Annotated in this window: 23 protein-coding genes and 3 pseudogenes; 16 read left to right on the top strand and 10 right to left on the bottom strand. The window is 37.0% G+C overall.

The features are described 5' to 3' along the window. Window positions 1–32 precede the first annotated feature (32 nt). Together J5U23_RS10055 and J5U23_RS10050 are read left to right on the top strand one after the other, a co-directional pair. Window positions 33–1,205: an FAD-dependent oxidoreductase gene (locus tag J5U23_RS10055; protein WP_218260668.1), complete on the top strand. Its 1,173-nt coding sequence runs from the start codon at window positions 33–35 to the stop codon at window positions 1,203–1,205. Between the two features lie 179 nt (window positions 1,206–1,384). Continuing rightward, the gene (locus tag J5U23_RS10050) at window positions 1,385–1,567 is read left to right on the top strand and encodes a hypothetical protein (RefSeq protein ID WP_218266079.1); all 183 of its coding nucleotides are present in this window, start codon (window positions 1,385–1,387) and stop codon (window positions 1,565–1,567) included. On the opposite strand, the gene J5U23_RS10045 is transcribed toward J5U23_RS10050, so the two are convergent. Next, a complete protein-coding gene (locus J5U23_RS10045) occupies window positions 1,564–2,097 on the bottom strand; it encodes an ADP-ribose-binding protein (RefSeq protein WP_218266078.1) in 534 nt (177 codons plus the stop codon). The two genes, J5U23_RS10050 and J5U23_RS10045, sit on opposite strands and share 4 nt — an antisense overlap. A 151-nt stretch (window positions 2,098–2,248) precedes the next feature. Here J5U23_RS10045 and J5U23_RS10040 point away from each other — a divergent pair, with 151 nt between their 5' ends. The 3 genes and pseudogenes from J5U23_RS10040 to J5U23_RS10030 all read left to right on the top strand — a co-directional run bounded on the left by J5U23_RS10040 (window position 2,249) and on the right by J5U23_RS10030 (window position 5,386). Then, window positions 2,249–3,394, top strand: a complete 1,146-nt coding sequence (locus J5U23_RS10040) for a glycosyltransferase family 4 protein (protein WP_218266077.1) — start codon at window positions 2,249–2,251, stop codon at window positions 3,392–3,394. 4 nt (window positions 3,395–3,398) lie between these two features. Then, complete coding sequence (locus J5U23_RS10035; protein ID WP_218266076.1) at window positions 3,399–3,995, top strand: PIG-L deacetylase family protein; 597 nt, start codon at window positions 3,399–3,401, stop codon at window positions 3,993–3,995. A 451-nt stretch (window positions 3,996–4,446) separates the two neighbouring features. Then, window positions 4,447–5,386, top strand: a pseudogene (locus tag J5U23_RS10030) (IS1 family transposase). 184 nt (window positions 5,387–5,570) lie between these two features. Here the strand turns inward: J5U23_RS10030 and J5U23_RS10025 are convergent. After that, complete coding sequence (locus J5U23_RS10025) at window positions 5,571–6,626, bottom strand: AAA family ATPase (RefSeq protein ID WP_218266075.1); 1,056 nt, start codon at window positions 6,624–6,626, stop codon at window positions 5,571–5,573. 205 nt (window positions 6,627–6,831) lie between these two features. Between J5U23_RS10025 and J5U23_RS16165 the strand changes: the two are divergent. Continuing rightward, a pseudogene (locus J5U23_RS16165) lies at window positions 6,832–7,033 on the top strand (hypothetical protein). Window positions 7,034–7,352: 319 nt separating this feature from the next. On the opposite strand, the gene J5U23_RS10020 reads toward J5U23_RS16165, so the two are convergent. From J5U23_RS10020 to J5U23_RS09990, 7 genes are read right to left on the bottom strand one after another with little or no spacing between them, the layout of a single operon-like run. After that, window positions 7,353–7,532: a hypothetical protein gene (locus J5U23_RS10020; protein ID WP_218258116.1), complete on the bottom strand. Its 180-nt coding sequence runs from the start codon at window positions 7,530–7,532 to the stop codon at window positions 7,353–7,355. 16 nt (window positions 7,533–7,548) lie between these two features. After that, window positions 7,549–8,526: an ABC transporter ATP-binding protein gene (locus tag J5U23_RS10015; RefSeq protein WP_218266074.1), complete on the bottom strand. Its 978-nt coding sequence runs from the start codon at window positions 8,524–8,526 to the stop codon at window positions 7,549–7,551. Beyond that, window positions 8,495–9,433, bottom strand: a complete 939-nt coding sequence (locus J5U23_RS10010) for an ABC transporter ATP-binding protein (protein WP_218258114.1) — start codon at window positions 9,431–9,433, stop codon at window positions 8,495–8,497. The genes J5U23_RS10015 and J5U23_RS10010 overlap by 32 nt, the downstream gene beginning before the upstream one ends. Window position 9,434: 1 nt before the next feature. After that, window positions 9,435–10,787, bottom strand: a complete 1,353-nt coding sequence (locus J5U23_RS10005; RefSeq protein ID WP_218266073.1) for an ABC transporter permease — start codon at window positions 10,785–10,787, stop codon at window positions 9,435–9,437. A 2-nt stretch (window positions 10,788–10,789) separates the two neighbouring features. Continuing rightward, a complete protein-coding gene (locus J5U23_RS10000) occupies window positions 10,790–11,836 on the bottom strand; it encodes an ABC transporter permease (RefSeq protein ID WP_218258112.1) in 1,047 nt (348 codons plus the stop codon). A 17-nt stretch (window positions 11,837–11,853) separates the two neighbouring features. Beyond that, a complete protein-coding gene (locus J5U23_RS09995) occupies window positions 11,854–14,556 on the bottom strand; it encodes an ABC transporter substrate-binding protein (protein WP_218266072.1) in 2,703 nt (900 codons plus the stop codon). Window positions 14,557–14,616: 60 nt separating this feature from the next. After that, window positions 14,617–15,624: a MupG family TIM beta-alpha barrel fold protein gene (locus J5U23_RS09990; protein ID WP_218266071.1), complete on the bottom strand. Its 1,008-nt coding sequence runs from the start codon at window positions 15,622–15,624 to the stop codon at window positions 14,617–14,619. A gap of 35 nt (window positions 15,625–15,659) precedes the next feature. Between J5U23_RS09990 and J5U23_RS09985 the strand changes: the two genes are divergently transcribed. From J5U23_RS09985 to J5U23_RS09950, 8 genes are read left to right on the top strand one after another with little or no spacing between them, the layout of a single operon-like run. Continuing rightward, the gene (locus J5U23_RS09985; RefSeq protein WP_218266070.1) at window positions 15,660–16,112 is read left to right on the top strand and encodes an alanyl-tRNA editing protein; all 453 of its coding nucleotides are present in this window, start codon (window positions 15,660–15,662) and stop codon (window positions 16,110–16,112) included. Between the two features lie 2 nt (window positions 16,113–16,114). Continuing rightward, window positions 16,115–17,500, top strand: a complete 1,386-nt coding sequence (locus J5U23_RS09980; RefSeq protein WP_218260653.1) for an RNA helicase — start codon at window positions 16,115–16,117, stop codon at window positions 17,498–17,500. Beyond that, a complete protein-coding gene (locus tag J5U23_RS09975; protein ID WP_218266069.1) occupies window positions 17,491–17,982 on the top strand; it encodes an HD domain-containing protein in 492 nt (163 codons plus the stop codon). Before J5U23_RS09980 ends, J5U23_RS09975 begins: the two co-directional genes overlap by 10 nt. Window positions 17,983–18,017: 35 nt before the next feature. Further along, window positions 18,018–19,772 (top strand): glutamine--fructose-6-phosphate transaminase (isomerizing), encoded by a 1,755-nt coding sequence (gene glmS, locus J5U23_RS09970; RefSeq protein ID WP_218266068.1) that lies wholly within the window; start codon window positions 18,018–18,020, stop codon window positions 19,770–19,772. A gap of 35 nt (window positions 19,773–19,807) precedes the next feature. After that, entirely contained in the window at window positions 19,808–20,665 is an 858-nt protein-coding gene (locus J5U23_RS09965; RefSeq protein WP_218258105.1) for an ABC transporter ATP-binding protein, read from the top strand. Beyond that, the gene (locus J5U23_RS09960) at window positions 20,634–21,371 is read left to right on the top strand and encodes a hypothetical protein (protein ID WP_218266067.1); all 738 of its coding nucleotides are present in this window, start codon (window positions 20,634–20,636) and stop codon (window positions 21,369–21,371) included. Before J5U23_RS09965 ends, J5U23_RS09960 begins: the two co-directional genes overlap by 32 nt. Window positions 21,372–21,375: 4 nt before the next feature. After that, window positions 21,376–21,924, top strand: coding sequence for a hypothetical protein (locus J5U23_RS09955; RefSeq protein ID WP_218266066.1), 549 nt, complete (start codon window positions 21,376–21,378; stop codon window positions 21,922–21,924). Between the two features lie 19 nt (window positions 21,925–21,943). Continuing rightward, window positions 21,944–22,471, top strand: a complete 528-nt coding sequence (locus tag J5U23_RS09950) for an LOG family protein (protein WP_218266065.1) — start codon at window positions 21,944–21,946, stop codon at window positions 22,469–22,471. Here J5U23_RS09950 and J5U23_RS09945 read toward each other — a convergent pair. Next, window positions 22,458–23,412: pseudogene (locus J5U23_RS09945) on the bottom strand (Ldh family oxidoreductase). The gene J5U23_RS09950 and the pseudogene J5U23_RS09945 overlap by 14 nt on opposite strands. A 91-nt stretch (window positions 23,413–23,503) precedes the next feature. On the opposite strand from J5U23_RS09945, the gene J5U23_RS09940 reads away from it, so the two are divergent. Both J5U23_RS09940 and J5U23_RS09935 read left to right on the top strand, forming a co-directional pair. Beyond that, window positions 23,504–23,806 carry a UxaA family hydrolase gene (locus tag J5U23_RS09940; protein ID WP_218266064.1) on the top strand — a complete coding sequence of 101 codons (303 nt, stop codon included), beginning with the start codon at window positions 23,504–23,506 and terminating at the stop codon, window positions 23,804–23,806. Continuing rightward, complete coding sequence (locus J5U23_RS09935) at window positions 23,788–24,954, top strand: UxaA family hydrolase (protein WP_218266063.1); 1,167 nt, start codon at window positions 23,788–23,790, stop codon at window positions 24,952–24,954. Before J5U23_RS09940 ends, J5U23_RS09935 begins: the two co-directional genes overlap by 19 nt. Window positions 24,955–24,956 lie beyond the last annotated feature (2 nt).

Raw genomic sequence — 24,956 nt, 5'->3', positions numbered from 1 at the left:
CTTTTAAATACCGTTAAAGAAGTTTTTATCATATGTCTAAAAAGATTGTAATAATAGGTGGTGGAATAGCTGGACTGGGAATTGCAAATACTTTAGTCGAAAAGGTAAAAGACAAGGCTGAAATAACAGTAATAAATAAGGAAGACTTCTATTTTGCCGGGCCTAGTAGACCATTATTATTAACTAACGAACAGGAATACGGTAGAATAATTAGAGGATATGAAATGGTTGGAAAGAAGGGTATAAATGTTAAGGTAGGGAACGTTTACAAGATCGATCCGGAAAATAGGAGGGTTTATCTTTCAGAATCCTCAATGGGTATTAAGAATGAGCCTATCACTTACGACTACCTCGTTTTAGCCCCCGGTATAGTATTTGATGGTTCTTCAATAAACGGTTACGAGAAGTATTGGTATAAGAACACTACAGTCTACGACCCTGGAAGAGTTAACGTTTTGAAAAATAGGCTGTGGAATGAAAATGAGGGTAGTATAGTAGTTTACGCTCCCAAAGCTCCTTATAGATGTGCACCAGCTCCAACTGAGACTGTCTTATTAGCACATACTGTACTAACACATAGAAAGGTTAGGGAGAAGTTCAAGATAATTCACATAGACGCTAATGATATGACACAACCACCATTTATAGCAGACATCGTTAAGGAAATTTACGATAAGGCTGGAATACAGTTAGTTACTGGACAAGAGATTATTGAAATCGGTGAGGATTACGTAGTTACTAAATCTGGTGAAAAGTATAAATTTACAATATTAGCATTGTTAGAACCAAATAGGGCTCCTAGATTTGTGGAAGAAGCTGGATTGGGTTCCCCATTTGTTGAGATTAGGTCGCCTCTAGATTTGAGACATCCTAAGTATGATGACATATTGGCAGCTGGTGACGCAGCTAAACTGCCTTTCCCCAAGAACCAAGAAATCGCTTTCGAGAGCTCACTATTCGCTGCTAACAAGATCTTAGAAATGGAAGGAATATCGGAGAGTGTTCCAGTGCAATATGCCTTCGTTGGCTGGGCTTACATGGGCAATTTGGAGGGTAAACTGGAGACGATAAGCTTGCAATTCCAAATGGACTTAACTGTACAACCGCCAAAGCCCGCTAAGGATCCGCAATTAAAGAGGGACTACACTTTGCAGAAGGATAGATGGGAACAAGCTTACTTAGGGAAGCTATTTGGTTATAGCTGACCTACCGTTGCCCTAGAGGTCGAGGCTTTAGATTATAAATGGAGTTTTAAATAGTTGATTTCCTTTGACTCTAAAAGCCAACACTCTTCTTACCGTTTATCACATCATCTTTTTTGACCAAAAACACATTAAAAAGTGAGATTTGACTAACGCAGAGAAGAGGGATCTTCATTGCCATCGTGACGTCCGTATCGATAGATGCATATATTCCAATAATTTATTTAACAAGTTCGTTTAATATTTACCAATATGCTTTCTTCAACGGGATAGTATGGACTTTAGGCTTAATAGCTTCTATAGCCTGGTTTGTAATGGGATACGAAACTGGAAAGGGAATCAGTATTGAGGAAATTGAGGGTTAGCTTTTCAGAATGGAATCAAAAACCTCCTTAAAAACGTCATATGCGTCTTGAGAGTAAAGGCAGACTATGACTTTTCTTAAGGTTACTGGCTTGTAATTCCTAAGGACACTGGCCATAATTCTAGCGCATATTTCATATGGATAACCGTAAATTCCAGTTGAAATTGCTGGTAATGCAATAGAGTTTAATGAAAGCTCGTCAGCCTTCAGTAACGATTTGGAAATCGCGGATTCAAGTTTATCTTCACTCTCAATTCCATATCTTGGACCCACTGCGTGAATAACGTATTTAGCCTTTAACTTCCCCGCACTAGTAACGGCAACTTCCCCAACCGGAACTGGTCCGTGTTTTTCGACGTATTTGTCACTCTCCTTCTGTATTACGTAACCTCCCTTTTTGACTATTGTATAAGCTACTCCACCACCATGTTGTAAATAGGAGTTGGCAGCGTTAACTATGGCATCAGCCTCAACTTCAGTTATATCACCTTTGATTAAGTGAATCTCGAGGCCGTATTGGTTCTTATACATAATATCATATTATCTTCCTTTGAACTTTATAATCTTAAGCTTTAGAGATCTCGCTAATTAGATAGAACTATAAGGAATTCTTCAATCAAATCTAAATGTTAAAGACCGTACTCTATAATAATTTAAAGGATAGATCAACAATCATTAGATAATGAACGTTTTAGCGGTTGTGGACTTTGGACTTAACGAAAAGACAGGTGGATATAAGAGAAATCTTGAGATCATGAAGAGGTTACCAAGGTATGTAAACGTAGACGTAATCCCCTCTTTGCGAAACGTTAGGCTTTACTCATTTAGGAGGGATTTAATCTCCTTACTAGAAACCTTAAACTCAACTCCAGATTACGTCATTGAACTATTAGAAAAGAGCAGTAACGTTGAGGAGTTCATAAACCGCTTAAAAACGAAAAAGAGATACGATATCGCAGTGGTTTATAGTAATTCATCGGAAAACGTTGAATTAGCTAGGAGAATAACTTCAGCACCTATAGGAGTTCAACTACAATTAGAACCCTTTTATGAAAATGTGAGAACGCTTTTCAAAATAAAATTTAGGGGAGTAACTGGTAGGGCTGTTAAGAAGTTTAAGGAAGCAATAGAGGAATCTAAAAGTGAAGAAATGAAGTGGAAAAAACTAATAGAGAGAGGTGACTTGAACTTCGCTATTTCCGTAAGTAAAGTTCCCTTAATTAATTCCGGTCTGGATAAGCTCTTAAGCTATAGGGTTACAAAACCCGGTAACGCCTTTGATGAGTATTTACTGAAGTTTAGGAGAGAAAGGGATAAGGAAGATTACGCCGTATACTTTACAAGGCTCATGCCGGAAAAGGGACTTTTTGAAATTCCCTTGATTTGGAAGAAATTAAGGAGAGATATTAAGCTTTACGTTATGGGACAATTTGTGGATGAAAGCGATAAGGATTCCTTCTTATCCTTAGTTAAGAGACTTGACGTAAACGTTGAATATGTTGGCTTTAAGGAAAATGAGGATCTTTTCAAAATCGTAGCGAAGGCCATGTTTACAGTCTACCCTTCACATTACGATAGTTTCTCCCTTGTCGTGCTTGAGTCTCTAGCGCTAGGAACTCCGGTCTTTGCTTACGATACTCTAGCCTTGAGGGAAATATACGGGAGCGTTAAGGGAGTTCATTTGGCGAGGGAAGATGACGTAAAGGGTTTGGCTGAATTAATATCGAACTTCAAGGGAGAGGAAGTGCCAATTCCCATTGAATATTCCTCTTGGGATAAGGTAGCTAAGGCTGAGTTAGAAGATATAAAAGCTTTTGTGAAGATGTAATTTCATGAAAGTGTTAATTGTGGCACCACATCCAGATGACGAGACCTTGTGTTGTGGTGGTACTATTCAAATCTTTAAGGAAATGGGTTACGAGGTAAATGTTGTTATAATAACTGATGGGAGATATGGTTCCTCTGACGAGAGGTTAAGGGGAAGTATGGAATTAGTTGAGATTAGGAGACAAGAGGCTTTAAGGGCTAGTAAAATTTTAGGTGTAGATAATGTTACATTTTTGAACTTTGAGGACTCTAAGGTTAGCGAGAGGGAAAAAGAGGTTGAAGATGCTTTAAAGAGCTTAATGGGTGACGCTGTCTTTTCTCCTATACGTTTTGATAATCACGCTGACCACTCTACTATTGGAAAAATCGTGGAGAAAATTTTTCCAAATGCCTATTTTTACATTATTTGGGGATCATTTCAAGGAGGATGGAAAGAAATAAGATTTGATATTAAACGCTATAAGGAGGTTAAGTTGAGAGCATTGCAAGAGTATAAGAGTCAAATTGGCGGTTTACCTTTAGAGAAATTTACTGGAGATTATGAGGTTTTTTGGGTTAAAGAGGTTTTAAAAGAAAGTAACAATTATAACGTAAAAATTTAAAGCTTAAATTCCCAAGATCTCTTTATGAGAAAAGTGAATTGTATAATTCCAAGTCAGTATGGGAATCTCTTTTTTCTGAGATAAAAGATAATATTAGCCAAAATTGAACAAAACCAGTACCATACAAATAAAACCATATATATTTTATGATATCAAGTACAATTAAATCAATCTTTATTAAGAAAGTGAAGAATATAGAAATAATTTTACGCGGTTAAAAAGGGTTGCCTAGAGTTAGCTGAAGTTCATGAAAATTAACTCTCCAACTTGAGGGAAAACTTGTACGGGTGTGTTATCATGCAGTCATCTTATTCGATAATTTACAGTAAAAATATGTCTGATTTATAAATTTCTCGAATAATTGTTCTCGTCTAGAAGTACTCGTGGAGCTAGAACGTGTAGAAAAGGTTTATGTGTGAGGGTTGTGAGGTTTTAGTAGGGGATTGCGGAGATGGATCTCGCAACCCTCACACAATTAATACTTCTTGTTTTAAGAAATTTAAATTTTAAGCCGAGAAAGCACAAGCTAGAGGACCTTGCACTGGCAATATTAGCATACTTGCTGGGAGTACAAGTAACAAAACTGGGAATACCGCCATCAACGCTATATTACTACACTAGAAAGCTCGGGGTAAGGAGGAAGAAAGAGAGCAGACCAAGATGTCCATCATGCAACTCTGATAGTGTGGTAAAGAACGGTTCATCAAGGGAAAAGACAAAGTATAAGTGTAGAGTTTGTAAGAGGACTTTTACTCAACTGAAAACTACAGGGTGAGTAGGGAACAAAAGGAGAGGATCTTGAAGGAGTATTTGAATAGGATGAGCATGAGGGGAATAGCTAAGGTTGAAGGAAAGCCGTTAACCACAGTCTAGTAAAGAGAAAAGGAGTAGAGGCATACGTTAATCTATTAGTATTACAAGAACAACTAAAGGGCTTTACTGCAAAGGTCACGATACTTGACGAGAGTTGGACTTACCTTAGGGTAAGGCATGGTCCCAAGAGGGAGGATATTTGGATTTGGAATCTAGCTGATGGTACGCCCTTCTTCACTACCGGTGATAGGGATTACGGGAGTTTTCGCTTTCTCTTGAATTCTCTCCCTAAGAGTGAGGTTATTTACACGGATAATTACTCTGTTTATCAAGTCCTTGATAATCATATTGCGAGTAAGAAGTACACTTACACCGTGGAGAGTTATAACTCTTACTGTAGGGCCCATCTTGCTAGGTTAGCTAGGGATACTAGGGGTGGTAATAGGAGTAAGAGGATGGTTGATTATAGTCTTGCCTTGTTGAACGTCATGTACCCTGTAATCTATTCAAGGGAGATTACTCCCTTGAATGAGGCTTACTGGAAGGGAGTATTGAATATTAGAGAAAATCTGATATAATTTTACTAGTAGATATCGAATAAGATGACTGCATGAGAACACACCCAATTTATACCCTAATGACGACACTATCATCCACCAGAAGAAGTACTAAAAGCTTGGGAAAAAGTATACACAATTATTTGGCTAACATTCTAATAGAAGAGGAATAGAAATTATGTAATAAAATCGAAATATAATACTTTTAAGCTAATGCATTTTTTAACACGGGATCTGCTAAATCATATTCCCTACTTTCCTTCTTTACAACATAACCCCTCTTTTCAAGCTTATCCAAGTACTTCTTCAACTCAGCGTCGTAAACTACCCTTTTCTTCTTATCCTCTAAATACCTCTTTAGCTCACTCCACCTCTTATACCCCTTAGCAATTGCTTCTATAACAATAACATAATCCTTCGAGAAGTGACTCAATTCCTCCATTGCAAGTCTACTCGCGATTTCCAATACCTCATCAACTATCTCCCTCTTTACTTCTCCAATCTTTACACACCTATAACCAAATTCCGTTAACCAGCCAACAATACCGTCAAGCTTACTTACAACATATTCCAAAACGCTTTCATTAGGTGAAATGTTAGCTTGTCTAAATCCCTCTCTCAAGAACTCCAACGATTGCTCGTTACTAAACTTGTTTAACCTAATCTCCTCAAGATGCCTACCATAAAGTGGTGATGAGGGGTCATCTATTTTCAAGAAGTCGTATAATAATCCAATCTCACTTCCCGTGAGAATAAACGTAACGTTTTTACAGTAGTCATAACAATGGGCTAAAATTGAGAGAAATTCGTTAGCTAACTTTCCCCTTAAATTCTGAGCCTCATCAAAGGCTATAATTACTTTTCCGCTTTCGTCAACTTTATCCATTATTTCTAAAAGGGATGGTCTATTCTTAGGATCCCATGACAACGATATGTCTATACCGAAGAGGGAAATTCCCTTTACGTATTTTAAAACATCAACTATCTTTCTCTTTCTATTTAGCTGAGATAGTAAATTTGAAAATATTGTGTAAAGTGACCTATAGGAAGTTAAAGGATATCTAACATCGACTAATGCATAAGGTAACTTGCTCTCATTTAAGAATACTTTGAGAAGTGATGTTTTTCCGATTCTTCTTATTCCAGTGAGTAACATTATTGACTCATCTTTGGATGACAATAGTTTCTTGAGTTCTTCTTCCCTATCGAATAAGTCCTCCTTAGTTTCTTTAGGTTTAAAGTCGAAGTAAATTACTAACACCCTATTGGTATACTAACAGGGTGTTATTAAAATGTTTTCTAACAATACTTCTTCATACTGGAAAAAGTAAACATACCTCCTAAAACCGGGAAAATCCAACAAGTCAAGTTGAAGACTGTAGCATTTTTGCATAACTTTTAATTACTTTTTAATAATTCTCAATATCATCTTTATATTATGATTATGTTTATATAGTATTACCTCAATGTTATATATTGATGAGCTCTCTACTGATGACGGGCTTTGCTCACGAGGTTTTGGGAGTGATAAGTGTAGATTAGAGGGTAATGGTGTTTTCCTCGACTAGCCCCAATGATTTAAGGGTGAAAGTGTATGATCCCTTAAGAGGGGTGCTCGTGGAGGGATTAAAAATAATTAAAGGTAAGCATAAGTTACGCCATGGGTAAACATATTCCAGAAAAGTCCCTATCAACAATCTTATAATCACTGAAAGTGAAACCTACATTGTAATCTGGGAAGTTAACTTCACTTGAATAGCGTGAACAATCCTTGTTAGTTAAATTGCATAGAGCGCCTTAAAGCCGAAATAGCTCTTGTTCCTCTTCTTTAGTGTGGATAAAGTGTAGCCATTGAGCTACAAACTCTCTTTTTTTTTTTTTTAAATATTGTGTAAACTCTTATTTCACGCTCTTACTCTAAAAAGAGAACTCCTTTATACGATAATTTATGGCTTAATGGTGACGCTATCGAGAATCTTCAAACTCCTTAAAATCTCTCTCCTAGAAATTCCATTAAACCTCTTATACCCACCATTGCACCAGCTATGGCAAGTATCATTGACACTACCAAAACAGATAAGCTTTGAAATGAGGCTCCTACGTAATCCAATCCAATCGCTCCACTTAACATTGCAAGACCAACTATTATCTTTAGTATTGACCTCACTCCATTTAACCTCCCATCAATAAAGCCAACATGCTACGTAATGACCTGGAGAAATTTCCTTTAGCTCCGGCTCTTGTTCCTTACACTTAGGCATTGCAAATGGGCATCTTGGGTAAAATACACATCCCTTATCTGGCCTCACTATATCAACCTTAATCTTTATTTCCTTCATTTTATCCCTTAGCGAGGGATCTATTCTAGGATATACCTCAATTAGACCTTGAGTATACGGATGTAACGGGTTTTTAATAATCTCATTTGAGTTTCCCAACTCTACTACCTTTCCCAAATACAGCACTGCAATCCTATCTGAAATTATTTTAGCTATTGGTAGCTCATGTGTTATAAGCATAAACGAAAAACCTTTACTTTCCCTAGCGTCCTTTATTATCTTTAGTATCTCTCCCTTTAGTGAAGCGTCTAACATTGTAGTAGGTTCATCTGCAACTATGTATTTAGGGTTCACAACTATAGCCCTAGCTATACTTAGCCTCTGTCTTTGCCCACCAGATAACTGATATACTCTATTTTCCAACAGTTCAAGTGGAAGATCAACTAACCTCATTGCTTCCTCTATCTTTCCATCTATATCAGCCTCTTTTCTGTACCTCAACGGCATTGCTAAAACATCGTAAACTCTCATTATAGGATCTATAGATGAATAAGGATCTTGATATATCATTTGAACGTATTTGTTAATGTCTTTCAATTTTGCCTTATTTACATTAATCTCCCTATTATCAACTTTAATATAAACATTACCAGAAGTAGGCTTTTGAAGACCTATCGTTACTCTACCTAAAGTTGTTTTACCAGATCCACTTTCACCCACAACTCCCATAACTTCCTTTTCTCTTATACTCAGTGTCACACCATCTAATGCCTTAACTATATACTTCTTACTAAATACTCCACCCTTAGTGAAATACACTTTTAGGTCTTCCACTTTAACTACATAATTACTAATAGAGCCAACAGGCAACCTCATCACCATCTGAGAACGTTTTCATTTTAGGTTCTTCCTTAAAACAAACATCCCTAGCGAAGGGACATCGAGTATTGAATCTACAACCCACTGGTGGGTTTGAGAGATCTGGCATGGATCCCGGTATACCTTTTATTATATCCTTATCCAATGTGGCAATTGATTCAATTAGCATTGAAGTATAAGGGTGTCTAGGTTTTTTGAATATAACTTCTGAAGGCCCACTTTCCATAACTTTACCGGCATATAGCATGTAATCTCTATCTGAAATCTCAGAAAGTAAGGCCAAATCATGAGTTATGAAAATTATGGACAAGTTCAACTCCTTTCTTAATTTCTTTAGTAGGTTAAGAATGTGTTCTTGTACCATCACATCTAGGGCTGTTGTTGGTTCGTCTGCTATCAAGATCTCTGGATTTAAGGCTAGGGCCATTGCAATGAAAGCCCTTTGTTTTTGACCTCCAGAAAGCTCATGGGGATACTTCTCAGCCAACTGCGGATCCATGTTAACCATTTTGAACAGCTCATTAACTCTTTTGTCATAATCTCCATTCCAGCCATGAATACGTAAAACCTCAATTATTTGATCCTTTATCTTGAACACTGGAGTAAACCCAGACATTGAACCTTGAAATACCATCGCTATCTTCTTCCACCTATAATTTTTTCTAAAAGTCTCCTCGTCTAGCTTTAGTATATTCTCACCTTTGAATAGTATCTCTCCACCCTCAATTTTACCGGGAAACGGTACAAGTCTCATCATACCATAGCCTATTGTGCTCTTTCCAGATCCACTTTCCCCAGCTAGTCCAACAATCTCTCCCTTATCCAAGTATAGGTTAACATCGTCAACGGCCTTTACAACGCCTCTTTTTGTGTAAAAGTAAATTTTTAAATTTTTTACTTCAAGTAACATTTTACCTCTCACCTAATGTGACTCTCTCTATTGCGAAACCTATTAGCACGAAAGGTATTGCCACAATAACAATCATGGCTCCAGGAAACACTACCCACCACCACCATCCGTTAACTTGTGCTTGATAGGTTTCTGCAGCGTCTAAAATTCCACCCCAAGTTACTATGTTTGCTGGAGCAATTCCTAAAAAGGCTAACGTTTGGGCTAGAAGTATTCCTGCTGGAACACCTAGAGCCATATAAGCTACTGTTATTGGTATTAGTCTAGGCATAAAGTGTGTAAAGAATACTCTATATGATGGTATTCCAAGTAGTTTATCAGCCTCAACAAAACTATTTGACTTTATTGATAAAGCCATTGACCTAGCTATTATAGCGTAAAATGGCCAAGACAAGAATGCTATTAGTAGTGCTTCAATTTCCAGATTAGGTTGCGTTACAAATGAGACTGCAACTAAAAAGGGAAGAGCTGGTAATGCTAAGAATACTAAGGTAAGCCACTGTATTGCAGAATCCTTGTTTCCACCCAAATAACCAGAAATGCCTCCCACAAAAATTCCCACGAGTACAGCAACTAGTGAAGTTAATGCGCCTATTTCTAACGCATTCGGCAATCCTAAAAGAACTCCTAAATCCAATGGCCTTCCGAAATAGTCAGTTCCCATCAAACCGTAAGAATTCCCCAATAAGAGTAACCCTGACTTTGTAATGTTCATAGGCGAAGATGATACTATTTCTATCTTAACTACATACTTCCCTTGTTCAGTTATTGTAAAATTGGATTTTGGAGAGTTAAATAACGCTGATGATAATACAGTGCTATTAACTATATTTGGTGTTTTTCCGGTAATCGAAGATATATAATTCAAAATATCACCTCTAATACTTGTAAGGTCAAATGGCACATTAAATACTCCATTTGGAACGTTTATCTGTAAGGTATAACCATCTGGTTTACTCCAATATATTACTTCCTCAATAGGGGTAACATTTGTTGAAGTTATGAAATATACGTTATAAGCCGGTAAGACTTTAGACCAATTGAATTGGTATGTTATTACTGCTACGAATATATTTTTCGCAGGAGAATATAGGGACATATTTATTGGTGATAACTCCTCAGTTGTGAAATACTTGTTTGGGTAAAAGATAGATAACCAAGCTGGAGGTACATGTTCTGGATACTGATTCCAAGATGCTGGATTATTCCAAGATGCGTAAACTTTTGCAGGAATAGATATGGCTATTCCAGTAAATATAAGTAAAATAATTAAAATTATAAGACCTGCCAATCCGATTTTACTAGACAAAAAATCTCTGAGATAAGAGGAAAAACCTACATTTCTTTTGCTCAAGGCTACTCACCAACTTTTATTCTAGGATCCAATAATCCGTAAACTAATTCGCCTAAAAACAACCCAACTAACAACACAATTGTCAAAACGTAGGTTATCCCTAATATCACTGGTAAATCATTTAAGGTTATGGCAACATAAGTTAATAAACCAACACCAGGCCACTCGAAAACAACCTCTGTGGTTAAACTACCTCCTAATGATCCAGCTAGCGCTAAAATAGCTTGCGTGGCAATTGAGGGGGAGGCAGAACGTAAGACATGTCTATACAATATTCTAGAATCTGGTAATCCTCTGGCCTTAGCTGTAATCACAAAGTCTTCCTTCATTATCGATGTAACTAAACTTCTAACAATGTATGCGAATCCTCCGACGTTTACAATAAATATAGTAATCAATGGTAATGACATATGATATAAAACACTTATTCCATAATCAAATGGATTCTTAGGAGGTGGAACTGAGGTCATTCCTCCAGGTGGGAAGACTTTTACTGCATATGCTAAAGCAGCAATTAGGACAAAACCTAACCACCAAGTAGGAATACTAGAATGTATTACAGCTATAATCGCAATTACCTTCTCCCAGAATTTAGATTTTGCAGAGAGTAAGCCAATTATGGTTCCAGTTACTATGAATATTATGGTAGCAGTAGTAAATAAGAGAATGGTATTAGGCAAATAATAAGCAATAATTGAGCTAACCTCTCTAGAACCAGAAGGAGCCTGTAAAAAGTAAGCTGTACCGAAATCGAAACGTATTAAATTATACATTTGGATAAAGTACTTATCGATAATTGGCTGGTTAAGTCCATAAGCTGCAATTAAAGATTCCCTATACTTCTCTACTGCAATCTGAATTTGGGTAGAGTTCAGACTATGGGCATTTTTAAATAAGGTTTGAGAGAATTGTGCAACTTGAAAATTAATACTCTTAGCTATAATCTCTTGTAATATGGGAAAAGTGAAAATATAAAGAATGGTTAAAGTGGCGAGAAGAACTGAAAAATAAATAAGTACCTTTTTTATCATATACGTGGTAAAACCCATTATTACTCACTCTTTTATTATCTTCTTCTGAACAATAATACCGCTAAAGCTATTATTATAATTATTAGGACTACTATTACAGCTATATAGCCAATATTCGAGGCACTAGATACTACAGTACTGACTATAGTACTCACTACAGTACTAATTACAGTACTAACGGAAGTAGTAGTAGTTGTGGATACAGACGTAGTGACTGATGTAGTCGTAGTAGTACTTGTTGTTGTACTCGTAGTAGTTGTTATGGATGGCAATACTACAAGAGTATATGTTACTGGATTTATTAATATTGAAGTATTAGTGTATGCTGATACTGATACTAGATAGGATCCAGGGGATAATGAAGATGGAACGGTGAAGGTAAATTGTCCATTAGCATTAGTCATTAATTGATACCCCGATATTATAGAACCATTTGGATATAGTAGTTCTATATTAACTACAGCATTTGGAGTAGGTATTGCAGTAGTACTCCCAGCAGGAGTTCCCATTACAGTACCAGTTAAGGTTTGACCAGTTGAAACTGTTGATGGGACACTTAGTGAAACTGAATACATTGTTGGTAAGGCTAATGCATTAGATGGAGGAACCAAATGGAAGTAGGGATTCCTAACCAGTTTTGCATAAGGTGGAGAAGCGCTTGGATTCCACGCCACCAAGATATATGGACCATCACCTATTAATCCATTTCCATAGGTCTTCATGAAGTTAATTGCCGCTTGATATCCAGCTTTTGCTTCTTGTGGAGTTACTAGAGTTATACTGCTTAAGTTCTCTACTATCTGCAAACTCTTAGGTATATATCCAGTAGCTGAGGCATTTTGTAACGCTGAAGTTATATATCCAACATCGGTTGGACTAACTAGATTTAACCAGTCAACTCCTTTGGACTGAGCTGCTCCCTCAGACCACGCAGCTTTACCTTGTGCAACAACATCTTTCATACCAACATACATTTGCCATGGGAAGTAACCTCCGCCAGCTAATGCGTAACCTAATGGATTGAAAGATCCAAATAAACTAACTACAGCCTCAGTAGGATCGAAGAACCAATCATTGCCCCATATTTCTATAGCAGTGGAGTTAATTATCTTAAATCCTTTAATAGTCTGTAGTGCTGGAGCATATACTGATGATGCAGTTGAGTCATAAATTGGATTACTAGAGTTTAAGGACATCTCGGACGCAACAATATATTCATATATTATGTCAGCAAGAGTTATATTTTGACCATCAGCCCATTTGTCGTTATTGAAAAGTGGGGCTAAGTTATATATTACAGCCATTTGCGCAGTAGTATTAGGAGATACCTTAGTTATTTGTTGTGTTGTTGGATTCCACCACAATGCATTTGAAGGTACTGGCACTACAGCATGTGGAGTTATATTAACTATCTTATAAGTGTAAATGAAGGGTACTGGATATCCCGAACCTGGTACTGTTAAAGATGATGGAGTGAATAAAGCATTTCCTATTTCATCTGTATAGGAGTCAGTGAATCCAGCACCGGGATTTGCTGAACCTTGACTTAAGTATCTAACACCTATTGTAACATTTGGATAACTTCCATTCGTTATGGAATAGTACGTCTGGAAGCTTAGTAATGTACTCTGGGCGAAACTTGGATAAACTCCGTTAATGCTAGATAGTGCGTATATTGGAGTTAGGCTCATCCCTAATCCTATTCTTACTGACATGTTAATACCTAAGTTTACAATCTCATTATATATTTGGTAATACTCTTGGGCGCTAGTGAACTGACTTTGGGCTATTATCAATGACAAGTTGTCAAGCTCATTAGCTTCTTTGAGTAATAATGGAGATTCATACTTGGTATCGTTATACGTACCCATACTTAAGCCGTAATATGATGAAAATGGATCTGCAGCTCCTAAAGTACTGTAAAGACCTACTGCTAGACTAGAATCATAATATCCATAAGTACCACCCCAAGCTTCAATTAATATATCCCACGTAGTATTTGCGGGATCACTACCGTATACTACAGAAATTTCCTTCTGCAAATTCCCTTGAATTTGCTGGACAGTAAAACCTAACTTCTGTAGCTGAGTTATAAAGTATTCAGCATATTCTCTTCTTACAGTGGCATCAGTTCTGACAAATACGTAAACTGTTATGGGTTTCCCATTATAATACCATTGACCATTAATATACTTAGCACCATGAGCAGTTAGAACTTTATAAATGGTTTCATTTGCATAAGTGAAATTATAGTGAACATTAGCGTACTTAGATAGTGTTTGTTGGAGATGAATCACATCAGGTTCTCCAGCATATAGAGATATAGTTGGTATACCATAACCGTGTAGTATACTATCTACAAAATAGGTTCTATTTACTATATAGTTCAGTGCGAATCTAACTTCTTGGAATTGGAATGGGTTAAAACCAAAAGTAGTATTTAATGGATTTACCAGAATGTCATAATAAGTACTCGGTAGCAAGTAAGCTTTGGCTCCTGGAGGCAAACTCGTATATTCTGATGGAGGTACAGCGTAAGCGTAAAAGGCTATTTGCCCATGCTCAAAAGCCAATATACCGTTAGCGTCATTACCGTTATATGAAATTATTGTTATTGCTGTAGAAGCAGGCGAAGAACTGGCAGATTGTGCTATGGCAAAAATGGGGCTGATAACAGTTGCAACTAGTATTAAGAGCGAAATGATTTTTTTGTTTTTTATATTTAACACACTATACACCGAATATATTTAGGGAGGAGCAATATAAAAAATCTTTTGCATACAATGATTCAATCTTGATTATTTACTAATTAACATGATCTCATTCGACATTTTGAGAATTTCCATGTTAATGTCATCTATTTCCCCTACCAACCTATAGGGACCAATTCCCAAATCCCTAGTGAATATCCATACCTCTCTACCCCTCACTGTCACCGCATTTTTAAATATTTTGGTATAACACGTTTCACCTTCATATATATTATCCCTAGTATAACATACTAAGGCGTACTCCCTATACTTTTCAACCACAAACTTTTTATCTAATCTTTTGCCCATAGTTTCATCATATACTTTAATTCTTATCTTCGTAATATCAGATTTGAAAACCTCTGATACTTGTCTTAAACTTTCATAATCTGGAATGGGGTCTCCTATCAAAACTCTGTCGACGAATTTGAATAAGTAATTGGCAGAATCGAATGGTTCCACGTACCTTAAAACCTCTAGTGTAGTTCTGAGATTAAACTTTGGATTAGAGATAAACGCACCGGTCTCTATACCTCTTTCCTTAAATATCCTATTCTTCTCCAGAAAGATCTCTTTAGATATTCCACTGTACAAGACTGGGTAATAGTTATGACAAGCTTTAATCCTTTCAAGATTTGCATTTCTGGCAATAAAGTCTACCTCTTCCTCGCCTATCTCAAATGGGTTTAACTCAACAGTCATTTGCTTACTCATTTCAACGATTTCTTCTTTACTAAATCCGTAGTCAGCCCTAACTCCCTTAAAGCCAATGTCCATAAACGTTGATAGATCTCTCGGAGATGCATTCAACTCTTTAAGAATTTGCGGGTTTATATCCACAAAGGCATAATAGTCCAATTTGTTAGCCTCTTTTAAGATCTCCTTGGCAACGCTAAGCGCCTCACTTACCGGAGTCCTCCAATGGGTTCCGGGGCCAATACCCATAAATATTTCGGAAAATCCCAGATCTTTACCATTTTTCAATAAACTAATTTGCTCATCTTTTATCTCCTTCCAACCAGGGAAGATTGAGAAACCAATTCTTCTCTTAGTCATACTATATAAAAGGCTTTGAGGATAATATATTTGAAATGGAGGAGATTGAAATCCGGACTCACACCGCCTTACACGTGGTTAAGGGAGCAGTGAGAAAAGTGTTAAATGTAAAATGGACTGCAAGCACTTACGTTGGTGGTAATCATGGTAGATTAACGGTAAAGTTTGAGAGAAAACCTAGCAATGAGGAAATAGATAAGGTCTTTGAGTTAGCTAGCGAGAAGGTTAGAGAAAACCTTCCAATAATAATTGAGGTTTTACCGAGGGAAGAGGCTGAAAAGAGATATGGAGATGAGATTTACGACCTCTTTCCAGTTCCAGCTGAAGTTAGGGAGTTAAGCATTGTGGTAATACCAGACTGGAATATTAACGCTTGCAATAAGCAACATACTAGGACTACCTCTGAGATTGGAGAGATCATCAAGGACTATTGGAGATATAGGAATAGTAAACAGTTACTCGAGATATCATTTGACATAAAGTGTTAAGAATGATAGGAAAAGTCCTTGATCTTTTAAACTGTAAGGAGACTGAGAGGGAAATTAACGGAAGAAAGTTTTCAGTATGCGATGATGTTAACTTCATCTTGAATTTACCTATAGGTTATCTAAAGGACGTAATTTCACCACTTGAAAACTATTTATCAAAACACGTGACTAACAACTTTTCAAGATTAACGCACGTAATTCCTAATGATTTTGGGGATTCACAAATACATTTCAGTAGATTCTTTTTAAATCTTTATAGTAGTGGAATTTCTGAAATCCCTAGATTTAACATCCTTACCTCGTTAGTCATCTTCAATGAATATCAAATGATGCCAGATAAGGCTCTAATTGCTGCAGCTGACGAATTGGCGAGGAATGGCGTTAACGCAATTTTCTCTACTTCAACACCTTCGGTATTCTTTGAGAATGAGATAGTAAGTAGATTTAGAAATAGAAGAGTGGTATCTATTTCAATAGTTAATGAATATGGGCAAGCGGTTGAGGGTAGGGATTGCGTGAAGAAAGGTGAGGGATATTATCAGTGTAGGGGTAATTACGAAGTGATTGAATTAATTGAGGATTTTAACATTAGGGATTTGGATTATGAGATCATTAAGAGTGAAGGGATATTCAAGGTAGAGGAACCATTCACGCTTTTCGTAAATTCTTGGGAAAAGGCGTTTAGGCTATACAAGAAATTGAGGGAGGAAAGAAATACAGAAATATGTTTTCTTAATAGTAGTGATGAATGCAAAGTGACTATTACACCTAAAATCATACCTACTAGGTTTAACGTGGTGAGCGAAATTTCATCATTACCAACTATTGTAGCTAGAAGTGGAATGATTAACGATAGGGATAAGATCTACGTCTGGGTTGATAGGGATAATTACGATACAGTAACTGAAAGTACTCTTAATCTACTTTCGAATATCAAAGTATGTTTAAAACATCCCTTTGGCTGTAATGGAAAGATGGGATATGCCAACAAGACGGTCTTAAAGCCTAACATTGATGGGAGGCTTATAAAAAGGCTAAGTGAAATAAGCCACTTAATGGATAGAAGGGAGTTCGAGAAGGTGACAGAACTCTTCAGTGATTTCGTAACAGTTGATCTATTTACTGATAAGGAGAAAATAACTACAGTACCTCCCGAGTTTGTATACGAGAACAAAAAGAAGATATTATATTACGGAAATGACTGCGTTTACATGTACTTTACTGATGGAGAAAAATGTTCTAAGATAGTTTATAATTGGTTAGAAAGCGGAGGTGTCTCATGGTTTAAGAGGAATTTAGCAAGGGCTTATAAGAATTACGTTGAGGAAGAAGGAAAAAAGGAGGTATTTTTGGGATTAAAGGCTAAAGACGTGAGAGAATGGATTTAGAGAAGTTTAGGAGAGAGTATTATTACGTTGTTCCCATAATCGCCAATAGGATTAAGAGGGATGAGGAGAAAGTTAAAAAATACATTGAGCTTGCCATAATCTTACAGAGTGCAATAGGAAATGAAGTATATACTGCATATTATCTTTACTACATATACGAGGAACTAGGTGATATTGATCTAGGAATTCCGATCGTTTTGGCAATTATTAACCATAGAGATGTATGGAAGGCTAGAGGTCTCAGAAGTGTTACAGCGTATAATACGTTAAAGGTATTTGAGGTTAAAGAAGATTTAAGGAGAATGATTGAAAATAATTTAAGGGAAATTAACATTCCAATGGAAATCGTTATGAAAATATTAAATAATGTTGAACCAATACAGATTAGAAAACTATTCAGCAATTTGTCTCTAGTTCATCCAGAAGTGTATAGTCTGTTTTTAGGTGTATTTGCCTCAATTGAGGAGGGAAATGAGGGTTAGAATTCCTTTTTTATAACCGAAACTAAAATTTAAGTATGGGAGGAATTTTCGCTTTTGTATGCAAGGATTCCATTGATGTTTCAATTATTAACAAGGGTTTAAAGAAGTTGATTTATAGGGGATATGATAGTGCTGGTATTGCTTACCTTGAAGACGATAACTTAGTAATAAAGAAAATTTTAGGTAATATCTCAAAGAATGAGATAAGCGTTAGTGATAAGGCAAGAGTTGCAATAGGTCACACTAGATATGCGAGTAGGGGTTGGCCAACTTTGGAAAACGCTCACCCACTAACCGATTGTAATGGGAAAATAGCAGTTGTAATGGACGGTATTCTTGACGATTACGAAAAAATTAGGGAAGATCTGATTGCGAAGGGACATAAATTCGTCTCTACAACTGACACTGAGGTGATTCCCCACTTACTTGAGAATTCAACAAACTATCTAAGCTCATCATTAAACGTTATGAAAAGGGTAAAAGGCATTTACTCTCTGGTTTTTGTAACCATAGACATTGATAAAATATTCGCAATTAACTCTGGCCAACCCTTGATGATAGGTATCACGCCGGAGTGTAAATACGTTTCTAGCGATTTACCCTCTTTGAGCGGTTTTGCTGAGAATGCGATAATAATGCCAGAAAATACTGTGGCAGTAATCTCTTGGAATAATGTGGAAGTGTATAATATTGAAGGTAATGAGGTAAAACCGGAAATTAAGAGAGTTAAATACAAGGAGGAGATAGCTGAAAAGGGTGGATTTCCACACTTCATGTTAAAGGAGATATACGATATTCCACAGGCCTTGATAAACTCATTTAACTCTTTAATGGAGAAGTATCTTTCCTTAGCCTCGATGATACTATATGGTGCTAAAAACGTTTACGTGATAGGTAACGGCACCAGTCTTCACGCTGGATTAATCTCCACTTATTACTTTTCAGAAATCGGTCTGAATGTTAACGTTGTAAGTGCTGCAGAATTTCCATATTATGCCTTGGAAAACGTAACTACTGGGTCAGTGATTATTGCAATAAGCCAAAGCGGAGAGACCAGTGACGTTATAAGGAGTGTTAAAATGGCCAAGCAAAGAGGGGCAGTGATATTAGGCATAACCAACTCTGTAGGTTCAAGATTGGCATTAGAGTCTAATGTATATTTACCAATAACTGCTGGACCAGAAATGGCTGTGCCAGCAACCAAAACTTTCACCTCAACTATTGTGGTACTTAAGGTACTTTCACTGTACACTGGGCTCCACTCCGGGAAAAATAGTAGGAGTGACATTAATTCATTAAAGATTGAGATTGAGGAATTAGCTAAGCAACTTATTGCAAGTTTACCGGAAATGGAGAAAGAGGCAGAGAAATTGTCTAATAAACTGGATAAGGAAAGCCTATACGTTTCAAGTAGTGGGATAAATTATCCCGTAGCCTTGGAAGGAGCTCTGAAATTTAAGGAAGCTTCAATGACTCACGCAGAGGGCATGCAGTTGGGAGAACTTCTGCATGGTCCCATTGTTCTCACAAATAAAGGTTACCCCGTAATTTTAATAAAACCTGCTGAGGCTGAAGATTTATACAATAGGGTTGTTAAGTCTATAAAGGAAAGGAGAGATGTAATTATAACTATATCTGAAGATGGTAATATAAGGAGTGTAAAGACAATAAGGGACTTAACTCCTATAAGCAATGCGATACCGTTACAGCTATTAGCGTATAAGCTGGGAGTTAGGAGAGGTTTGCCAATAGATACTCCTCCAGGGTTAGTAAAGGCTGTCATAGTTTAAAAAATAATAAATTATTCTTTTTCTAAATCTACCACATGGCAATTGAAGTTGAGAACTTACAGAAGAAGTTTGCCGATAGAGAAGTACTTAAGGGTGTCAGTTTTACAGTTAGAAGGGGTTCAATTACTGGTTTTATTGGACCAAATGGTGCTGGAAAGACAACTACAATAAAAATACTTTCCGGACTACTAAAAAAGGATAAAGGGGTAGTTAAAGTATTCGGGGAAGATCCTTGGGATAACCCAAAGGTTATGGAAATGATTTCAGTAATTTTCACTAACTTAATTCATCCTCAAGAAAACACGGTAGGAGAATATTTGAGAGATCTAGGAAATGTGTATGGAAAGAGGGAGATAGTTGACTATCTAATTAGTGAATTCAAGTTAACATCGCAACTGAACAAGAAACTTTATCAATTGTCTTCAGGTTTAGCCCAAAGAGTTCAATTAGTAGCCGCGCTGATAAAGGAGGCAGAGTTAATAATAGCTGATGAACCAACTGCAAATTTGGATCCCTCCTTTAGAATGGAATTCTACGAGATAGTAAAGAGGCTGAATAGGAAAAATGATGTAACGTTTTTCATTTCGTCCCATATTCTCTCCGAGCTTGAAAAAGTTATAACTGATGTAGTATTTATTAACGATGGAAGAATATCATACACTGGTAGGATGAACCAGGCCTTAAGTGGAGTTGGAGAGGAAGAGATTTACGTGATGGTAAACGATTCTGAAAGGGCCTTGAAGGTATTGGGAGGAATATTGGAGGGACCGTATATTAAGGTTAAAGGTAAACTAAGGGAAATAGTTGACAAGTTGGATGATAGTGGAATTGAGATTATAAGTATTAGGAGGTCTTCATTGGATGATGCGTTCAAGAAGTTTTCAAATATTTAGAGTTATATTCAAGGAGAGATATCGACAACCAACTCTTGAGTTAGTTATACCAACAATGCTAGTTTCAAACGTTTTCATTACTGCATTTTACGCTAGGGGAGTGTTTAATACTTATGGTTTAGTTCTAGCATTCATACCTTTAATAAGCGTTTCGGAAACCCTAGCCTTTGCCTTAGCTTTGAGGAATATCATTTTCGTTACTGGGGATCACATCTATAGGGGTTCCATAATATCCTTCCTAACGATGCCTATAAAGAGAATTAGCTTGTTCTTCTTCACATATTTTTGCGATATTGTATTACCTTATTTATTTTGGTTATTCACAACCGAACTTTACATTTTGCTTTCCGGAATTCCAGTTCCTCAATACTTAATTCTGGTCTACACCGTTGGTTACTTCTTTACTGAAAATATTATACTTTTAACGGCCCTCTCATTTAAGAGTGGAGGAATAGTGACCCTCCTATCCGGGACAATCTTGGGAATCTTATTTATCTTTGGAGGTATTGCGGGATATTATGGAATAATGACAAACTCACCACTGACACCAATAGCAACTATTTCGAACCCATACGTGTTTTTAATTTATGAAGCAATAAGCCAAAAACAGGTAACTTACTTGAACGTTGGAATTTATAGTGAGATTATAATATCATTGATACTTTTCTTCGTTTCGTTACAAAAATTCAGGGTAATGGAGGTATAATGGGATGAAATTCGGACTTCTTACCACCTTAGGTTTCTCCCTATTAGCTCTATCCCTATTATCCATTAATTCGCCAATTCACTCATACGTAAGCATTTCAAACCCATATTCCATTAAAATACCTAATATAGCACATGTTAATGCCAGGCTTCTCGAGAACAACAGCAATGTCACAGTTTACGTGAAGCTCGTCCACAATGGAAACGTAGAAAATATTGTTAAATTACCTTATTATTTAGAATTGACGCCTGGGACATGGGAGTTCTCCATATATAACGAGACGTTTCCCATAACTTTAACAAAAGTGATAAACGCCACTGTTGTTAATAAGTCAAACGGCATAGTATACGTTTATGAATATCAAAAAATAGAGAAATATCAAGAAATAGTGACAACTAAAAATGCCACCTATCCTATTGCTCTCGAAGTGACAATATACAAGGTTAACATACTTCAATACAAGACAATAGCGGAAATCCTTGGCGTGATCATAATATTCACTGATATTATCTTGTTAGCTTTTAGGTTTGTTAGAGATAATCATAAATTATAGATGAAATGATTCACTATTCATGATCATTTCCATAGCAGCCCATAGTGAAGAACCGAATTCCGAGCTAGCCGAAAAGGCTAGAAAGTTCGTAAGGTCAATTAAAGCATGTAATCCAACGCTGCTTTTAGGAGGATATTGGGGATTAATGAAAGTGGTAGTTGATGAGGCGTTAAAAGAGAACATGAAAACTGTCTTGATATTACCCATCGAGAGGGAAGATGTTACAATTCCTAGAGATGTAATTTCAATAAAATCTGGTTGTGAGTTTAGATGCAGATCCGTAATCCTTGTTAGGTCTGGTGATATACTAGTTTCATTGGGAGGAGGTGTTGGAACGGAAATAGAAATAATGATTGCTTACGCAATGGGAAAGCCAATATTTGCATTATCTAATACGGGGTTGAGCACTGATCAGTTCGCCAAGGCATTTCCAGAATATATTGACGATAGAAAAGTCATTAAGATAAGGTATTTTGAGGATTCAGAGGAGATGGCTAAGGAGATTTGCAAGAGTGAGATGAAAAGTGCGAAGACTACTTTCGGCTAAGCTTTCGTAACTGATTCCATAACTCTTCATCGATTGGTATTCCATCAACGAGCCTTTTTTGCTCTTACATTTAACCCGTGTTCACCAGGGAATTCAATTCCTAAAGTTTCCCTCAATTTCTCTATTTCCTCTCTATACCCTGCAAAGAACGAAGGATTAATACCTATTAATACTTCTCCCTTATTTGGAGGACTATCAGTATTTAGCACACCTTTGACGTCAGATCCTAGGGCTGAACCAGTCAAGAAACTTACTAGACTTTCTAAAACTAACATTGAGAAGAATCCTTTCATTCCACCAATTGGTAATAACCCCCCTCTTAACACTCTTTCTGGATCTTCTGTAGGGTTACCATTCTCGTCAACTGCTAAACCCAAAGGGATTTTCTCCTTTCTTCTAAGCGCTTCTATTATTTTACCTCTTGAAGTTGCTGATAGTGCCATGTCTAGGACTATTGATGGTGGGATGCTTATTGAAATTGGAGTAGTGGATAACACTTTCCTTGAACTTCCTGGCATAACTACTGCAGGCTCTCTATTGCCAAACATTATTCCAACTAGTCCCCTCTTGCCTAATTTCTCGGTGTAGTAACCTAAGAACCCAATATGAGACGCATTCTTAACTGCTATTATCGAGATGGGATCGCTCGTAAATTCCCTTTCAACCAACTTAGTCCACAACACAATACCTATACTTGCTTTAGCATCTATCCACATACTATTTCCGCTTTGCCTTATGATTTCATATCTTAACCTTTTACTAATTGTTCCAAGTTCTATACCCTTAACTAGGGGAATTAATCTTTGAACACCGTGAGAAGAATGGCCTCTAAGCTCTGCCTCAACGAAGTGGTCAGCTATAATATTACTATCCTCTACCTCTCTTTCCTTAAGTATTTCAATAATTAACCCTCTTAACTCATCAGCTCTTACCTTTTTCATAAGTGAGATATTTTATGATAAGTCCAATTTAAGAATAGTTAAAAAGTCTGTATACGGTTAAGTATATATGCTTTCTTACATAATATAAGACATGCCACATTTCCTTATTCATAACAAAAACGACAACGTTGGAGTTGCCATAACTGACATTAAAGCTGGGGAAGAGGTGGAAGGAGCATACATTGAGGACATGGCAAAAGGACCTAAGATTAAAGCAATTAACGACATACCCTTAGGACACAAGATAGCCTTAAATAATCTTAAGCAAGGTGATACAGTGATAAAGTACGGTAGGCCAATAGGATCTGCTATAAAGGAGATTAAGATTGGAGAACACGTACACGTACATAATATAAGATCTAACAGGTGGGGAAAATGGAGAAAAAGCCAGTAATAAAGGGTTACATTAGGGAAAACGGTAGCGTTGGAGTTAGAAATTACGTAGCGCTAATACCGGTAGATGACCTATCTAATTCCGCTGCAATAGGAGTATCGAAACTAATTAGGGGTACTGTTGCAATTCCTCACCCATATGGTAGGTTACAATTTGGTAAAGATTTGGATTTACTCTTCCACGTTCTATCTGGGACTGGTGCAAACCCAAACGTAGCTGGAGCAATAGTTATTGGGATTGAGGAGAACTGGGCAAATAAGGTAGCTAATAAAATAGCTGAGACTGGAAAACCAGTCGAGGTCTTTCCTATTGAGGGAAATGGTGATTTGAGAGTAATTGAAAAGGCGAGTAGAAAGGCAAAGGAGATGGTTCAAGAGGCCAGTGAGAAACAGAGGACAGAAGTTGACCTATCCTCTTTAGTTATTAGTATTAAGTGTGGGGAGAGCGATACTACATCTGGTTTGGCATCAAATCCAGCAACTGGGTATGCTGTTGACAAACTGATTGATTACGGTGCAACAGTATTATTCGGAGAAACGTCAGAGTTAACCGGTGCTGAAGACATAGTTGCTAGTAGGATACCGGATCCAGCGCTAAGAGAGAAGTTCATGAAGATTTATAAGGAATATGTGGATTTCATTGAAAGTCAAGGAGTTGATTTATTGGGTTCTCAACCAACTGAGGGGAACATTAAGGGAGGACTGTCGACAATAGAGGAGAAGGCTTTAGGAAATATACAAAAGTTGGGTACTAAACCTATAACTTGCGTGTTAGATTATTTAGACCTACTAGAGAAGAGTTCGTCTAGACTATGTTTCGTTAATACGTCATCTGCTGCAGCAGAGGCAGTTACATTGTTTGCCGCCAAGGGTTCTGTACTTCACTTGTTCACGACTGGTCAAGGGAATGTTGTTGGGCATCCAATAATTCCCGTTGTTAAGATTTCAGCAAATCCAAAGACCGTTGCAATAATGAGTGAGCATATTGACGTTGACGTTTCTGACTTACTTCAACTAAAGGTTAGTTTAAGGGAAGCTGGAGAGAGGATATTCAACTATACGATTAGGGTTGCAAATGGTAGGTTAACTTCAGCTGAGGTATTGCAACACGATGAGTTCTCACCAATAAAGCTTTACATAAGTGCTTGAGG

The sequence above is a fragment of the Saccharolobus shibatae B12 genome (genome assembly GCF_019175345.1).
GTDB classification, from domain to species: Archaea; Thermoproteota; Thermoprotei_A; order Sulfolobales; family Sulfolobaceae; genus Saccharolobus; species Saccharolobus shibatae.
The sequence above is the reverse complement of the archived record's forward strand: the minus strand, read 5'-3'. Positions and strand labels throughout refer to the sequence as shown.

Bases quoted from the DNA above. Each gene is read 5' to 3' on its own strand.
- J5U23_RS10055 (WP_218260668.1), top strand. From the start codon at position 33: ATGTCTAAAAAGATTGTAATAATAGGTGGTGGAATAGCTGGACTGGGA.
- J5U23_RS10040 (WP_218266077.1), top strand. From the start codon at position 2,249: ATGAACGTTTTAGCGGTTGTGGACTTTGGACTTAACGAAAAGACAGGT.
- J5U23_RS09960 (WP_218266067.1), top strand. From the start codon at position 20,634: ATGATGCGTTCAAGAAGTTTTCAAATATTTAGAGTTATATTCAAGGAG.
- J5U23_RS09955 (WP_218266066.1), top strand. From the start codon at position 21,376: ATGAAATTCGGACTTCTTACCACCTTAGGTTTCTCCCTATTAGCTCTA.
- J5U23_RS09975 (WP_218266069.1), top strand. From the start codon at position 17,491: ATGGATTTAGAGAAGTTTAGGAGAGAGTATTATTACGTTGTTCCCATA.
- J5U23_RS09950 (WP_218266065.1), top strand. From the start codon at position 21,944: ATGATCATTTCCATAGCAGCCCATAGTGAAGAACCGAATTCCGAGCTA.
- J5U23_RS10015 (WP_218266074.1), bottom strand. From the start codon at position 8,526: ATGGTGATGAGGTTGCCTGTTGGCTCTATTAGTAATTATGTAGTTAAA.
- glmS (WP_218266068.1), top strand. From the start codon at position 18,018: ATGGGAGGAATTTTCGCTTTTGTATGCAAGGATTCCATTGATGTTTCA.
- J5U23_RS09990 (WP_218266071.1), bottom strand. From the start codon at position 15,624: ATGACTAAGAGAAGAATTGGTTTCTCAATCTTCCCTGGTTGGAAGGAG.
- J5U23_RS10010 (WP_218258114.1), bottom strand. From the start codon at position 9,433: ATGTTACTTGAAGTAAAAAATTTAAAAATTTACTTTTACACAAAAAGA.
- J5U23_RS10000 (WP_218258112.1), bottom strand. From the start codon at position 11,836: ATGGGTTTTACCACGTATATGATAAAAAAGGTACTTATTTATTTTTCA.
- J5U23_RS09985 (WP_218266070.1), top strand. From the start codon at position 15,660: ATGGAGGAGATTGAAATCCGGACTCACACCGCCTTACACGTGGTTAAG.
- J5U23_RS09965 (WP_218258105.1), top strand. From the start codon at position 19,808: ATGGCAATTGAAGTTGAGAACTTACAGAAGAAGTTTGCCGATAGAGAA.
- J5U23_RS09980 (WP_218260653.1), top strand. From the start codon at position 16,115: ATGATAGGAAAAGTCCTTGATCTTTTAAACTGTAAGGAGACTGAGAGG.
- J5U23_RS09935 (WP_218266063.1), top strand. From the start codon at position 23,788: ATGGAGAAAAAGCCAGTAATAAAGGGTTACATTAGGGAAAACGGTAGC.
- J5U23_RS09940 (WP_218266064.1), top strand. From the start codon at position 23,504: ATGCCACATTTCCTTATTCATAACAAAAACGACAACGTTGGAGTTGCC.
- J5U23_RS10035 (WP_218266076.1), top strand. From the start codon at position 3,399: ATGAAAGTGTTAATTGTGGCACCACATCCAGATGACGAGACCTTGTGT.
- J5U23_RS10045 (WP_218266078.1), bottom strand. From the start codon at position 2,097: ATGTATAAGAACCAATACGGCCTCGAGATTCACTTAATCAAAGGTGAT.